This is a genomic window from Pseudanabaena sp. BC1403, from assembly GCF_002914585.1.
In the GTDB taxonomy this organism is placed as follows: domain Bacteria; phylum Cyanobacteriota; class Cyanobacteriia; order Pseudanabaenales; family Pseudanabaenaceae; genus Pseudanabaena.
Genome location: NZ_PDDM01000018.1, coordinates 94,846 through 111,031 on the forward strand (window position 1 = coordinate 94,846; position 16,186 = coordinate 111,031).

The 16,186-nt window shown below is 43.4% G+C and carries 10 protein-coding genes; 5 read left to right on the top strand and 5 right to left on the bottom strand.

The features are described from left to right. Window positions 1–305 precede the first annotated feature (305 nt). Entirely contained in the window at window positions 306–1,706 is a 1,401-nt protein-coding gene (locus CQ839_RS16485; protein WP_103669384.1) for an MFS transporter, read from the bottom strand. Further along, a complete protein-coding gene (recO, locus tag CQ839_RS16490; RefSeq protein WP_103669385.1) occupies window positions 1,703–2,539 on the bottom strand; it encodes a DNA repair protein RecO in 837 nt (278 codons plus the stop codon). The genes CQ839_RS16485 and recO overlap by 4 nt, the downstream gene beginning before the upstream one ends. Window positions 2,540–2,630: 91 nt before the next feature. Between recO and CQ839_RS16495 the strand changes: the two genes are divergently transcribed. After that, complete coding sequence (locus CQ839_RS16495; protein ID WP_258040763.1) at window positions 2,631–3,164, top strand: GAF domain-containing protein; 534 nt, start codon at window positions 2,631–2,633, stop codon at window positions 3,162–3,164. 82 nt (window positions 3,165–3,246) lie between these two features. Here CQ839_RS16495 and CQ839_RS16500 read toward each other — a convergent pair whose 3' ends face one another. Further along, window positions 3,247–5,319 (bottom strand): FAD-dependent oxidoreductase, encoded by a 2,073-nt coding sequence (locus CQ839_RS16500; RefSeq protein ID WP_308455522.1) that lies wholly within the window; start codon window positions 5,317–5,319, stop codon window positions 3,247–3,249. Between the two features lie 489 nt (window positions 5,320–5,808). Further along, entirely contained in the window at window positions 5,809–5,955 is a 147-nt protein-coding gene (locus CQ839_RS25190; RefSeq protein WP_181016224.1) for a hypothetical protein, read from the bottom strand. Window positions 5,956–6,105: 150 nt separating this feature from the next. Between CQ839_RS25190 and CQ839_RS16505 the strand changes: the two genes are divergently transcribed. The 4 genes from CQ839_RS16505 (at window position 6,106) to CQ839_RS16520 (ending at window position 14,486) form a co-directional block, all read left to right on the top strand. Then, window positions 6,106–8,181 (top strand): N-6 DNA methylase, encoded by a 2,076-nt coding sequence (locus tag CQ839_RS16505; protein WP_103669387.1) that lies wholly within the window; start codon window positions 6,106–6,108, stop codon window positions 8,179–8,181. A gap of 95 nt (window positions 8,182–8,276) precedes the next feature. Beyond that, a complete protein-coding gene (locus CQ839_RS16510; protein WP_219817796.1) occupies window positions 8,277–9,383 on the top strand; it encodes a restriction endonuclease subunit S in 1,107 nt (368 codons plus the stop codon). Continuing rightward, entirely contained in the window at window positions 9,380–11,050 is a 1,671-nt protein-coding gene (locus tag CQ839_RS16515; protein WP_103669389.1) for an ATP-binding protein, read from the top strand. Before CQ839_RS16510 ends, CQ839_RS16515 begins: the two co-directional genes overlap by 4 nt. A gap of 232 nt (window positions 11,051–11,282) precedes the next feature. Beyond that, window positions 11,283–14,486 (top strand): type I restriction endonuclease subunit R, encoded by a 3,204-nt coding sequence (locus tag CQ839_RS16520; RefSeq protein WP_103669390.1) that lies wholly within the window; start codon window positions 11,283–11,285, stop codon window positions 14,484–14,486. 70 nt (window positions 14,487–14,556) lie between these two features. On the opposite strand, the gene CQ839_RS16525 is transcribed toward CQ839_RS16520, so the two are convergent. Next, on the bottom strand, window positions 14,557–16,113 hold the full coding sequence (locus CQ839_RS16525; protein ID WP_103669391.1) for a phage/plasmid primase, P4 family: 1,557 nt from the start codon (window positions 16,111–16,113) through the stop codon (window positions 14,557–14,559). Window positions 16,114–16,186 lie beyond the last annotated feature (73 nt).

The following is a 16,186-nucleotide window of genomic DNA, read 5'->3' on the forward strand; positions in this document are numbered from 1 at the left end:
GCACCTACGGCGCTGGAAAACCAAAAATTGGTTTTTTGAAAGTCAGCCACAAAAATGAGAATTACAGCTAGCAAATAAGGGGTGGTGCATTGATAACTGGCTAGCGCCTCATGGTGCCGAAAAAATTTGGGTTTGTCATGGTCGCATCAAGGAGTGATACCAATTCACAAAAACCAGAAAGGGTTTTATAGCTTTCGCCAAGTGTAAGGACATAAAACCTAAGAATTGATTGGCGGCGCTTCGCGCTGCCAATCAATTCTTAGGTTTTTTATGTCTTAAGACAAGTGACTGTAGACATGATCTTTTTATGATTCGACTAATTGACGGGCAATGTACCAAGTGAGAATGCCCGTAGCGATCGCGATCGCACTCAGTGCAAAAATCACCTTCTGCAATCCAAAATAGGATTCGGCAATCCCAGCCACTGATAGGGGTAAACTAAGCGCAATATTCACGGCATTATTTTGTAAGCCGAAGACCTTGCCGCGCATATCTTCAGGCGTTTCTTCTTGAATTACTGTCTGCATAGGAATTACGCATAATCCTGCAAAAATCCCCGTACCCGCGATCGCAATTAGTCCCAATCCAAAGCGATCGCTAAAAATCGCCAACATCCCCAAAAATGCTGACATCCCAAGGGAGCCAATTAAAGAAAGCATTTGACGGCTACAGCGATCGCCTAGTTTTGCGACAATTCCTGCACCAATCGCCATCCCCAAACTGGCTACCGCCAATAAAAATCCAAACTGCTCCGATTTAATTTCGGGCATCACTTCGGCTAAGCGTACCGCTAGGACTGTCAGCGCCGCAATAATTGAAAAGGTACAAATTAATTGAATTAGTGCCGATAGTGAAGTCTTTTTATGATTGAGATATTGCAAACCCTCTTTGATGTCATTCCAGAGGTGAAAACTATCACGATGTAAGTCTTCCTTAGTTTCGCCTGTTTTCAATAGAATTAAGATAATCCCTGCGACTAAATAACTGCCGCCAACGAGGATCTCTTGACCGACATTATGCCAAAGATGATCGGATAGGGCTAAAAGTGGTTCGCCAAGGGCAAATCCTAAAATCAACGCCCCCATGATCGTGGTTGTGTAGAGAGAATTCGCTGACAATAACTTTGGTTTCTCGACTACGAGCGTAATCGCTGATTGTTCGGCTGGCGTGAAAAACTGCGTGAAGGTGGAGACCAGAAAAGTAATGCATAGTAACCCCCAAAAGCCAGTCGGTGCGCCCCAAGGTAACACACTATTTTTGGTAACCCAGAGTAGCAGGGGAATACTGAGAACCAATAGTCCGCGCAGAATATTAGAACTAACTAAAACTGTTTTTTTATTCCAACGATCCACATATACGCCTGCGATCGATCCAAACAAAATCGCGGGAATTGTGAATGACACCATGACTGCGGAGACCCAACCGCTAATCGTTTCGCCCTCGTGCTGAAATTGTGTAGAAACGATCGCAATTACGAGTACTAAAAAGATTTTGTCTGCGATCTGCGAAAAGACCTGCCCTGTCCACAGTGATAAAAAATTAGGATTGCGAAGAACTGACTTAGAATCAGCAGAATCGGCTGGTAATGCATCGGTTGGTAATTCAGGAGTTCCTACTTTATTGCCATTGTTCGCATGAGTATCAGCATGGTTGGGATCGGGAATCTCTGGCAGATTTGGTGTAGGCGGATCGAATAAATGGGTCATATGTTAAAAAAACAGTTATCAATCAGAGCCGAAGACTGGATTGGTCTATCAAAATGATACTGTGCATATGCTCGTAACAATCTTTCAACTGCAAGCCAATCTGATGTATTCGTTTCTAAAATATTATCTGCTAAATCAGTCTGGGCAAGTTCTTGCATAGCAAGAAGTTCAGACGCTGTGAGGTAGTGACTGATGCGATTGTGTATAGCTTCACTCATGCTTGATTCAGCGCTATCAGAGTTCGGATTACCGTCACTAGCAAGATCGGTTATTTCAAGGTTGATGACTCCACCGCCGACAATGCTAAAGCCTGCTTTCCATTTTTGCTGCTCGCGATTGGCTATAACTGGGCTTTGACTGATGCAACAGCTATGTACTTGGGGCGCAAATCCTGCGATCGCCAGCAAATGGTATGTTCCATGATTCAAATGCGCCAAAACATTTTGATTTTCAGCATCCTGAATACGGTTTAGATGCTCAATTAGCACTAAGAATAGTTCTTCTTGGGGCTGGGCTGATAATGCTTGCATTAGGGCAAGTTCCGATAAATATTGGGCGGCGGTAAGCTTAGCTAGAGTTTTCCCCAAACCCACAAAAGATTGCAAAACTTCAGCATGTTTAATACGATCCATATTGCGCCCTACAGAAATCTGCAAATCATTGACCACAAATAAGCCTGATCGACCTGCCATTGCTGAGCGATGTTTTCGTGCTCCTGCGGCGACAGCTCTGATCAAGCCATGTTCTTTGGTGAGAATGGTTAATAGGCGATCATGTTCACCCAAGGGCATTCCCTTAAGATTTACTCCTGTGGCTCGATATTCTTTAGGCAATTTGGGACTCGTGATTAAGTAAATAGACTAAAATAACGATCATCGGTTGTTTTATATCAGATCAGTCACTGATTTGTGTCTTTGCCCGTCTTTGAATACAGATGTAACCATTTCTATTGCCATAATGAATCTTGCCAATCGCGATTTGAGTTCAGTTTTAAGTCGCATCACCAATAAGTTACAACAAGATCAAGTCGTTAGTGACGCTCTACACAAGCTCAGAGAGAATCTTAATGTTGATCGTGTGGTTTTGTACTACTTCTACACGAAATGGAAAGGACAAGTAACCTTTGAAGCGATCAGTGAGCCTCAATATTCGATCATTGGGTCAACTGGTCCCGATGATTGCTTCAATGCCGATTATGCCGAGCTTTATTTGGAAGGACGTGTTCAGGCTACTGAAGATATTGAGAAAGCTCCTATTAGTGCTTGTCATCAAGATTTTTTGCGAGGTATGCAAGTGCGAGCAAATTTAGTTGCACCTGTTTTAACACATGGAAAGCTATGGGGGCTATTAGTTGGACATCATTGTCAAGATGTTAGAGTCTGGAAAATCTCAGATATTGATTTAATCCGTCAATATTCTCATGATCTGGCTTTTGCTCCTTCAATTAGCGATGTATGATTTTTGGCTTGAGCGCAAAGCTCTATAAACCCAAAAAAGAAAAAAGCGTCCGCATCGCGGACGCTTTTTTCTTTTTTGGGTTTTACCAGATTTTCCAATCACTCCAATTGAGGTTAAAAATAGAAGTGTCGGGGAATGCGATCGCATTATTGTTTTTTACTAACATTTGCTGCAATTGCGTAAGTTGTGGGCTTACCCTTGGTAAATCCTCAACTAACTGGTAAGGGAGAATTCCTTCAGACAGAGCAAAATCAGCAGTTGTACCTGCGGCGGCTCCTACAGACCACTCATAGGAATGGACACGATATCCTGCGGCGACGATATAGCTAAAGGCGATATTTTTCCCAGACACGATCAGATTGTCGATTTTTTGAGGAATTAGCGATCGCAATGGGATTTGTCCTGGAAATGCTGGTCCATGACCATTACGGACTCCAGCCCGTTCAGTATTTCCCGCTTTCTCAACTGGATATTCACTCAAGCAAGGATGGAAGTCTAGATAATATTGAGCAATGCCGATCGCATCAGGATAAATCGTCGAACGGGTACGACGAGAAATTTTATTCGGCTCAATGTTATTTCTAATAGTGCTAGCTGCGTCTAGTCCTGACAAGGCTTTCCATAAGCTACGGTAGGTTGATTCTGAAAGTTTATTTTGGTAAAGATCAGTACTAAAATCAACCTGTGAGACATCAATTTCCGACATGCTAAATCCTTCAGGATAGCCATAGGAAGGACGACCGATGATCCGCCTTGATTCACGAATATATGGGTATTTGGACAACCCATGTAAAGTCCCCATTGGCGAGTCAAAGCCCGTTAGTAAACGGTGATTAGGAAATGGCTTTTTCCAATCAGTTTTTTGTTGTGAATCCGTTGTTCCTGCTACTAGCCAATAATAGAATCCAAGCGCGATTTCTTCACCACTTTTAAGGGTTTCTGTTCGTAAGCCACCCATCCATCCATTTGGCTCTAGTTGCCCCGATCGCTGCAATTGCGCTTGAGAATAAATGAGATTATCCTTGTCTGTTCCAGGGCGATAGTCATTGCCCCATACCCAGTTCTGCATGGAGATATCACCCGTTTTCATGGCGGAAACACCAAAGGCATTTTTTTTAGGGCTTTCTGATTCAGCGCTCCAAATACGGCGATAGGTGAAGATCGTATCAAAGTTGGCAAGATTGGGCTTTGGGTCAGACCCATAGTAGGGCTGGTAGCGATCGTAAGATTCGGGCTTCTTTTGCGGTTGTACTTCTTGGGTTTGCTCCATTGCAAAGGTATAGGTAAACCCCTGCGTGCAATAAGCATCATTTGTAGTTACTGGGGAAGATGGATTGAGATGCGATCGCGGATCGATGCCCAAGCGATAGGGAACATCCGCTAGAGCAATGATTTCCCCTGTTTCGGTGGAGTCAATCACAAACCAATCACTTGGGCGCTTTTGCTGCTGGGTCTTTTCATTAGCTAAAGGCACAAAGCGAATAATTTGTTTTTGTAAGCGTGGCGAATTTTCGTAGCGATATGCGTCGTCAATAATTTGTGAAAGTGGTTCTGTATTTAGTGGTGGCGTATTTGGCGCAGGGCTATGTTGGATTGCGATCGCGCCATCGATCAGTTTCCCGTCCGCACTCATTTCCAGCTTCTTAATTACGGTATTCGGAAACCATTTCAACTTGCCATTACCTTTTTGGGCTGCTTCCTGCAACATGTCCACTAGTATTTGCTGCGCGGTATTGGGAATAAAACAAGACACACTTACCCAACAATCTCCCGCATTCAACTTCCCGTAATTCTGTTCAATTCGCTTCCGAAATTCTGTATATCCTTTGGGGAAAAACCAAAGATTGCGCTGTTTTTTGGCTTCATCTAATGCTGAAGTGCCTTGAGAGGTAATCTGTCCACCCACCCAATCTGTAATTTCTGTCATACAGACGGTACGTCCTGCTAGTAGTCCTTCGTAGGCAGTTGCTGTACCTGCCACACCACCACCCACGATCAGGATTTCGCAATCTTCTGAGCGTTCAGGTGTTTTAGGAAGGGAATTTTGTGCGATCGCGGATTTAGCGATCGCAATTGTCGATATGGCGAAACCCAGTGCGATGTTAGAAGCGATCGCGGTGATGGTAATTAAAATCTTATAACTAAACTTTTTCAAGGGTTTTGCCAATATTTCAGATAAACATGATTCAAATTTTAACTGAATGCTTAATTAAGTAGAAGGACATAATTAATTGCAAACCTAAACCCATAGGGTCGCAAACCTATAGGTTTAGGTGATGTATTCCGCACAGGTATAGCTGTCGCCAAGTTTACTAGGACATAAAACCTAAGAATTGATTGGCGGCGCGAAGCGCCGCCAATCAATTCTTAGGTTTTGATTTGTCCTCAGACAAGTTACTGTAGCTATACATAGCTAAAATACAAAGCCGATGCTGCATTCCACCAAGTATTTCGATACTATCCAAAGTGCGCATTCCCTATAAGAAGGTTACGCTGCTTAAATCCAAGGTGTCGGAATCGAACCGACATATCAACGATTATGAGTCTGTGACTAGTTAGACTGAAAGTATTTGCTAGACTGGATTAGAGATTTTTGTATCTCTTATGATAGTCATTTGATAGTCAAACTGCTATATATCTGTTTTTATTTGTGGCTGAGTACTTCTTTTATTTTGGTTTGTGTTTCTTCGATGATTGTAACGATCTTTTTAAGTTGAGACTCACTTAGTACACCTTCACTAGCAAGTGTCTCTACCGCTTTTTCGATCGCCATAGGTCTTGGGAAAAACATCTCAAGGACTCTTACAGGGCATCTCCTGTAATTGTTTGGATCTACGGTTAATCAAAGTCATAATGATTTCTCGATCGCTGATCGAATGGGTTTAGTGATGGTTATGCTAGAGGCTAGTCAAGCTAATGTCGGTAAATTATAGAGTTAAATATGGGGCAACTCGAACATATTGAGGCAATTGAAAAGCGCCTGTGGGGTGCTGCTGACACGTTGCGGTCTAACTCCAACTATGCCAGTAATGAGTATTTCATGCCTGTAATGGGGTTGATCTTCCTGCGTCATGCCTATAGCCGTTATTTGGCAGTTAAGGATGAGATTATTGCTAACTTGCCGAAACGGGGTGGTAAGGTGCGCGAACTCAAGAAAGAAGATTTTTCACAGAGGAGTGCGATCTTTTTACGACCAGAGGCACAGTTTGATTATTTGGTAGCGCTTGGGGACGATCGCGATCGGGCTAAGGCTGTCATTGAGGCGATGGAGTCGATTGAGGCGGACTACACCACGCTGAAGGGTGAACTGCCGAAGCAAGAATATCAAGAACTGGATAATGAGGTTTTGGGGCAATTGCTCAGAGCGCTGAATCCTGAGGAGTTGAAGCAGGTTAAGGGGGATGTGTTCGGGCGGATCTATGAATATTTTTTGACACAGTTTGCGGATCTGAAAGCCCATGATAATGGTGAGTTTTTTACGCCTGTTTCTTTGGTTTCGTTGATTGCCAATGTTTTAGAACCCGATCGCGGTATTTTGCTCGACCCTGCCTGTGGTTCTGGGGGGATGTTTGTCCAGAGCGCTCATTTTCTGGAAGATCGACAGGGTAATCCGCACTCGTTAACCTTTAAAGGTTTGGAGAAAAATCCCACCACGATTCGGCTTGCCAAGATGAATTTGGCGGTGCATGGTTTGGAGGGGGATATGCAAAAGGCGATTACTTACTACGAAGATCCCCATGAGTTGTTGGGGAAGGCTGATTTTGTGATGGCAAATCCGCCTTTTAATGTGGATGAGGTGGATGAGGAGAAGGTCAAAAACGATCCGCGTTTGTTGTTTGGTTTGCCAAGTGTCAACAAAAACAAGAAGATTTCTAATGGTAACTATCTCTGGATTACCTATTTTTATAGCTATTTGACCGATCGCGGCAGAGCAGGATTTGTCATGTCGTCTCAGGCTTCGAGTGCGGGTGGAACTGAGGCAACGGTGCGAGGGAAGCTGATCGGGACGGGTGATGTGGAAATGATGGTAGCGATTCGCTCGAATTTTTTCTATACGCGCACTGTGCCTTGTGAGTTGTGGTTTTTTAATCGGGCAAAGTTGCCCCAACATAAAGATCATGTGCTGATGTTGGATGCGCGGAATATCTACCGCAAAGTAACGCGCAAAATCTATGATTTTAGTCCTGAGCAGTTACAAAATCTGTTGGCGATCGTGTGGCTATATCGAGGACAGGAGGAGAAGTTTCTTAAACTAGTGCGGGATTATCTCGATCGCACTTTAAGCGCTGTCAATGGTTGTTTTGAGTCGGTTGATGGTTATACGAAGGCGATCGCTTTATTTCGAGACAAGATGACTCTGTTTGTAGAAAAACTAAAAGATGAATCCTCACCGATGGCAGAGTTTGAGGAGAGTTTGACGACTTTAATTAAAGATGTGGAAGTATTTCGGGGGGATGGCGATCGCGAGGTTGCGTTATGGCAAAAACAATCAGCTAGGACTAATGCGGATCTAAATCAAGCGGTAATTCGTCTTGCTCCTCTTGCGGAAACTAGCCGCGATTTGGTGAAGCAAGCGGATCTCGTTTATAAGTTGGGCTGTCGGGTGATGGACTGGTGCGAAAAGGAACAGGCGGCGAAGGATAGCGATCGCTGGTCGAGTCGAGATGTCACGAAGGAACGCAAGGCGGCGGATTTGGCGCGACAGGAGGTGGTGGAGCAGTTAAAACTGGTGCGCTATTTTCATAAACAGGCGGTATGGTTGACGGATCGTTTTCCTGATGGCAAGTATGGCGATGTGCAGGGTTTGGTGAAGCTGGTCGATCGCGCTGAGTTGGCGGCGAATGATTGGAGTTTGACCCCTGGGCGATATGTGGGTGTTGCCCCTGAAGAGGTGGATGAGGATTTTGATTTTGAGGAGACTTTGCGAGATATTCACATCGAGCTTGAGGGTTTGAATGCTGAAGCGGTGGATCTGGCGGCGGCGATCGCGCAGAATTTTAAAGAGTTGGGCATTTAGTTTAGAGAGACTTAACTCCTAGATGTAGATCTGCCCGAAGTTTGCCCGTTTACTGTTGAGCAGGTTTTTGGTGCTGCTTTTCCTGATGGGGTGAAGTGAGTAAAATTAGAGAGACTGGATTTAAAGGAGTTAGAGGTATGAGTTGGAAGAAGTTACTATTCAAAGATTTCATAACGTTACAACGTGGGTTTGATTTAACAAAAACTCAAATGAAAGAAGGAGAAGTTCCTGTCCTTGGATCAAATTGCATTATTGGCTATCACAATGAATCAAAAGTAACTCCTCAAGGCGTTGTAACAGGAAGATCTGGAACACTTGGAGTAGTACAGTTTATTGAAAAAGATTTCTGGCCGCACAATACAGCACTCTGGGTAAAGGACTTTAAAGGAAATATTCCTAGATTTGTTTACTACAAATTACAAACTCTACATTTAGAAAATTTCAATGGAGGGGCTTCTGTTCCCACTTTAAACCGAAATGTATTAGATACTCTTCCAGTAAGCGCTCCAGATGTAGAAACTCAATCAAAAATAGCAACTACGCTATCCAATTATGATGATCTTATCGAAAATAATCGGCGGCGCATTCAGTTGCTTGAGCGATCGCTGCATCTGCTCTATAAAGAATGGTTTGTCCATCTCCGCTTCCCCAGTCACAAACACAGCAAAATTGTAGATGGTATCCCTGAAGGATGGTCTAAGATTTCACTAGGAGAAGCACTTACTTTACAGAGAGGATTCGATCTACCTACCGCAGAGAGAAAAAATGGGAGATATCCAGTTTTCGCATCAACTGGAATCAATGGATATCATGATCAATACAAAGTTAAGGCTCCATGTGTAGTTACAGGACGAAGCGGATCTTTGGGGACAGTGATGTATGTTGCTGAAGATTTTTGGCCACTAAATACAACACTTTGGGTGAAAGAGTTTAAATTAGTTGAACCACTAATAGCTTTGTATTTGCTTAGAAGTTTAAAACTTGAACAATATAATGGTGGTGCTGCGGTTCCTACACTTAATCGAAATGATGTGCATCGTATCGAGTTTTCTTGTCCACCCAAAAAACTACAAGAATTTTTTCTAGATGTTGCTAATCCTATCTATTCTCAGATGAGAGTACTTGAACAACAGAATGTACAGCTAAAACAAGCCCGTGATCTTCTACTTCCTAAACTGATGAGTGGAGCGATCAGCGTATGAATCCATCGTCATATTCAACAGAAACACAATTTTTAGAAAAGAAATCCCTAAAAGTTGTCACAGGAAAAAATGCAGACTGGAGCGAACTTGCAAAAGACTGTGTTTGTTTAGCCAATGCCAAAGGCGGCATCATTGCGATCGGCATTGAAGACGACAGCGCCGAACCACCCGCCGATCAAAAAATATCCGTCGAGTTGCGCGAAAAAATCCAAAAACGCATCGGTGAACTCACCGTAAATGTTGCGATCGCTCCTCAACTCGACACCGCCACAAACGGCGGCGAATATATACGGCTGACCGTCGCCCGATCCAACAGCATCGCCTCAACCAGCGATGGACGTTACTACATCCGTATATCAGACACTTGCAAGCCCGTACTCGGTGATGATGTCTCACGACTACTCAACGAACGCGCCGCCACACCTTGGGAAACCCTCACCAATCTAGAAGTCCCACGCGATCGTATAGATACCGCCAAAACCCAAAAATTTTGTCAAGATATCCGCAACTCCGATCGCGTCAAATCATCTGTCAAAGAAAAAACCGATGCCGAACTGCTCGATCATTACTCCCTCACAGAAGGCGAATGGCTGACGAACTTAGGCATTTTATGTATCGGACAAAGAAGCGATCGCGCCCGTCTCGGCACAGCACCCGTCATTCAATTTCTCAAATACGACGAACAAGAACGCAAAGTAAACAAACTGGTATGGGATGACTTCTCCCTATCCCCCCTAGAACTCGTTCCCACCGTCTGGCAAGAAATCCCCGACTTTCGGGAACGCTACGAACTACCCGACGGCTTATTTCGCCAAACCCTCCCCCTCTACGATGAAACCGTCGTGCGCGAACTACTAGTCAATGCCCTTGTCCACCGTCCCTATACCCAACGCGGCGATATTTTTATTAACCTCTTTCGCGATCGCCTCGAAATCGTCAATGCAGGGACATTACCCCTAGGCGTAACACCTCAAAACATACTGCACACAACCGTTAGACGAAATGAGCAGCTCGCACGGGTATTTCACGACCTCAAATTTATGGAACGTGAAGGCAGTGGCTTCGACAAAATCTATGAGGTCTTACTATCTCAAGGGCGATCGCTACCCGAAATTAGCGAAGGTAAAGCACTTGATCGCGTCCAAGTCACCATCTATCGCCAAATCCTAAAACAAGATGTAATCGACTTCATCGCCCAAATCGACGCTCAGTATCAATTAACCCAACGCGAACGCATCACCCTTTGCTTACTTGCACAGCATGAATCTCTGAACGCCCGTGAACTGGGTCAATTGCTAACATTACCCGAAGACAACCACGCGATCGCCCCTTGGTTAGGCAAACTAACCAACTATGAATTAGTCAAACAAAGCGGCAAAGGTCAAGCAACTCGTTACTACATCGACCCCGAACTATTGCGATCGACCCAACTAAGAATCAAAACCACATTACAAAGAATCGAACCCCATCGCCTAGAAGCCTTAATTCTGGAAGATTTACGCCACTATCCTAAATCAAGCATCAGCGCAATTCAAGACCGTATTGCCCCAGAATTACTTCGTAGTCGGATTAAACGCGCCCTAGAAAAAATGGTACAGGACAAGACTATAGACTTTGAGGGTGAAAACCGAGGAAGACGATACTCACTTACTGCAAATAGCAATTAAACGATATTTAATCGATATTTAATCGGTAAGTAATCGATACTTGATCGATATTGCTTGATATTGATCGATATTTTGATCGATAACTATTAAAGTGAAAATCACTAAAGACCACTCTCTAAAACAGTTTTACACCCCTAGTCTTATTATTTGCTTATCGATCGCTGATCGATATCGATCGCGCAAAATAGTAAATAGCGCTCGATAGAAATTTCCAAATAACCACAAATAGCCAATGAGTAAATATAACGAAGACACCCTCGTACAGCAAACCACCGCCGAATATCTGCGCGACGAGCTTGGCTGGGATGTTGTCTATGCTTATAACAACGAAACCTTTGGCAAAAATGGCACACTTGGCAGAGACAGCGATCGCGAAGTCATCCTCACCCGTTATCTATCCGCCAAACTCACAGAATTTAACCCCAATCTCCCCGAAACAGCCTACCAAGACGCAATCAGGCAAATAGTCGAAACCAGCACCGCCCAAACCCTACTCGCCACCAATCGCGACAAATACTACCTCCTCAAAGATGGTGTACAGGTTACTTTTACTAATGCCAAAGGCGATCGCGAAAAACGCCGCCTCAAAATCTTTGACTTTGATAATCCCACTAACAATCATTTTCTAGCCGTCCGTGAACTCTGGGTCAAAGGCGATCTCTATCATCGCCGCGCTGATATTGTGGGGTTTGTAAATGGCATCCCCCTGCTATTTATGGAACTCAAAAACATCAATAAAGACATTCGGGCTGCCTACGAAGAAAATTTTTCTGACTATAAAGATACGATTCCGCACCTTTTTCATCACAATGCTTTCATCGTTTTAGGCAATGGCATTGATGCGCGTATAGGTTCTCTATCCAGTCGCTTTGAGCATTTTCACGAATGGAAACGCCTAGAAGAAGAAGACAAAGGCGTTGTCGATATGGAAACCTTACTTAAAGGGATCTGCACCAAAACCAACTTTCTCGATCTCTTCGAGAACTTTATCCTCTTTGACGACTCCTCTGGTAAAACTATTAAAATTGTTGCTCAAAACCATCAATATCTCGGTGTCAACAAAGCCGTTCAATCAGTACGCGATCGCCAAGACAGACAAGGCAAACTTGGCGTATTCTGGCATACCCAAGGCTCAGGCAAAAGCTACTCAATGGTATTCTTCACCCGCAAGATTCACCGCAAATTAGGCGCAAACTTTACCTTTGTGATCTGTAGCGATCGCGATGATCTCGATTCACAAATCTACAAAACCTTCGCAGGATGTGGTGTCGTCAATAACGACAAAGATCCCTGTCGTTCTAGCGGTGGTAAGCATCTTCAACAATTACTCAGCCTGCAAAAAAGCCATGTGTTCACCCTCATTCAAAAGTTTAATCAACAAGTCGATCAAGCCTATTCTCTGAGAGACGACATCATCGTCATTTCCGATGAAGCACATCGTACTCAATATGGTTTGCTGTCTCTAAATATGCGAAATGCTTTACCCAAAGCAAGCTATATCGGGTTTACAGGTACGCCCCTTTTCTCTGACGATGACATTACCCGTCGTGTGTTTGGCGGATATATTTCCACCTATGATTTCCAACGCGCCGTTGATGACAAAGCCACTGTTCCCCTTTACTACGACAGTCGCGGCGAAAAGCTAAAGGTTGAAACCACAGACTTGAATGAACGCATTGCCAAAAAAGTCGAAGAATTAGAAATAGATAACGTTGATGTTGAGCAACGCCTCCAAAAAGAACTTAAACGCGATTATCACATCATCACCGCCGAAAAACGCCTAGACCAGATCGCCCGTGATTTTGTACAGCACTATGCCACAGCATGGGAATCTGGCAAAGCCATGTTTATCTGCATAGACAAGATCACCTGTATCCGAATGCACCAACTGATTGGTAAATACTGGCAGCAGTATATCCTCCAGTTAGAAAAAAATCTGAAGTCTGCACCTAGCGATCAAGATGAGAATTATCAAAGGCGACAGATTGCATGGATGAAAGAAACCCAGAGCGCTGTCATCATCAGTGAAGAACAAGGCGAAATGGAAAAGTTCCGTAAATGGGGTTTGGATATCTTGCCCTATCGCAAATTAATCAAAGACGGGTTTGAGTTAGCTGATGGTCAAAGCCTCGATGTGGAATCTGCTTTTAAAAACGCCGATCATCCCTTCCGTATCGCTATTGTCTGTGCCATGTGGCTCACAGGGTTTGATGTCCCTAGCCTCTCGACCCTCTATCTCGACAAACCCTTAAAAGCACATACCCTCATGCAAGCGATCGCTAGGGCAAATCGTGTCTACGAAGGCAAAACCAACGGCTTAATTGTGGACTATTGCGGCATCCTCAAAAACCTTCGTGCTGCCCTCAAGGAATATGTAAAGGGACAGGAAGATAATCCAAATAATAACGAAGATATCGACCCTACTAAGCCAGAGTCAGAACTGCTAGAAAATCTCGCTGAATCCATTGATGCAGTAAAAGTATTTTTAAGCGATCGCCATGCTTCCCTTGACGACATTATCGACAAGACAAGATTTGCTAAAAATGCAGCGATCGCCACAGCCAAAGAAGCCGCCAACGAAAACGATCAAACTCGTAAACGCCTAGAAATAATGTGTCGGGATGTTTTGAATAAATTTAAAGCTTGTATCAATAGTCAAGGTGTCAATGCTTATCGAAAATACTATGACGCGATCAATGTCCTCTATAAAAGCCTCGAATCGGATCGCGATCGTGTAGACATTACCGATATTCTGCGACAACTTCAGCCCGTTATTAATGATGCGATCAGCGTTCAAGTTAACGAAGATCCTGATTCCAATACAATCTTTGATATCAGTGGTATTGATTTCGATCGCCTCCGTGCCGAGTTTTGGCGTAGTTCCACCAAAAACACCACTGTTCAGAATCTCAAGCAAGCCATTGAAAGCCGACTCAATCGCTTACTAAATCAAAATCCCCTGCGTACTGACTTTCAAAAGCATTACGAAGAAATCGTTGCTGACTATAACAGTGAGAAAGATCGAGTCGCGATCGAGGTCACTTTTGCCGCTTTACTTGATTTTACGCAAACCCTTGATGCCGAACAAACCCGTGCCATGCGTGAAGGTCTAGATGAGGAATCACTAGCGATCTATGATTTGCTCCAAAAGCCCGATCTCAGTCCTAACGAAATTAAGCGCATTAAGCAAATCTCTGTTGAATTGCTAGCAACCCTCAAAGCGCAAGATCTCCAAGTCGATCGCTGGTGCGATAAAGAATCAACCCGCGATCGCGTCAAAAATAAAATTCATGACTTTCTCTACAGTGATGATTCAGGATTGCCCGTAGACACTTACACCGAGGATGATGTCAACGATAGAGCGATCGCTGTATTCCGCCATGTATTTCGAGCCTATCCCAAGCTACCATCGCCAATATATGCTTATGCAGCTTAAAGTTTCTGCTTATTTCCAAAAATCGAACATTTTATATTTAATTATGCCTAGCTACCTACTGTAATTAGCATTAATTCGTTGATTTCTGTAATTTTTTTTGCTCGACTCTCCGACTAAATGAATGATCATCCTCTTTGTATATATCAGCGTAGTCCTCATGTATTCCTTTAATAATCCACACACCTTTTCGTAAGGCTGGAGTTATAACTGCATCCATCCATACAACGCGATCGCCTATTTTCAAAGGCTCTTTACTAGGGATGGTTGATATAGCTAGGGATGGTAGAGATATAGCTGGGGATGGTAGAGATATAGCTGGGGATGGTAGAGATATAGCTGGGGATGGTGGAGATATAGCTGGGGATGGTAGAGAGATAGTTGTATCCCTTACTGAAAGACCGTTAGGGATAGTTGTAGATGGTTTAGGGGGCATACTCTCTACATATTCAACTTCAGACTTTATTTGAACCTGTTCAATATCTTTTTGATTTTGAGATTCAAACTGTCTACAACTATCCCTATTGCTTACTGAGTCAAGGTTTGAACTGTCTCGCTTACCATCCCCTAACTGTCTCTTAACTATCCCCAAATGTGAAGGAATATCAAAAGTAGACATTCTAGGGATTGTGTAATAAAAGCAGCCGCCGATCTTGTTACTGCGGTTACAGCCCAAAGTTTTGATAATACTTGCAAATTTAACGTTGCTTTTGGGATGATGTTGGTTGCTGCTACACCATACTCGATAACTCTGATAGAAGTCATTAGCCTTGATAGAGTCTTTCCCTTCTGAGAAAACCTCAACTAAAAATCTAAACTCAGGATTATTTGCTTCAAAGCGTTCAATACTCATTTCAGCGATCGCGCTAATCTCTCCAGCCGTCATGATCCGTCGTTTCATCTCTTCATGAGAGATCGAGTAACACCAAGCAAATATTCCTGATAGTTCACTCTCAAGTTTTTGAGATAAGTTAGTATCGACAGACTCAGGCTGATGATTAAATGGAATAACCGTTAGCCTTCTATCTAGTCCCTCAGAGCCATCAGGAACACTAATAAAAGCGTTATACGCTCTAACGACCAATACACCAAGTCTAACGGTACAAGTATCTAGATATAGCTTTTTGACTTCTACAGGCTCATTGCTAACAACCTTGTTATATGCCCCTATATTGCTCAAGAAACCTGACGCATCATAATCGACAGCAAGATCCTTATCTAGCAATTGTCCCAATCCCACAGCATTTTTAAAAGTTTCCACACTAGCAGAGCCAACATTTTCAGAGCCAACAAGCTTAGTTAAAACATCTAGAGTAGTACCTTTACCCGTTCCCTTTTGCCCAAAGAAATCAAAGGACTTCTCAATCTCTGCCTTTTTGTCTCTTCGCCTTGGTAATACAGCATAGCGAAATATAGCTTGGATTAGATTTACGCGATCGCTATCTCTCTCCATAGCTTCATAAATAAAGTTTTGCCAGTTAGGACATTGAGCCTTGAGGTCAAACGCATAAGGGCGTAGCTGTGTAATGCGATCGTATGGACTATGACAGTCTTTGAATTCTCCTATTGTCGTATCAAAAGTACCATTAGAAAAGGCGTTGTTGCATAAAAAGGGTAGGGGAAGGTAAATTAGATATTAATCAGGAGATGAAACCGTAACAAATGAAACAGCAATATCAGATCCGCAACTGGTCAGAGTATAA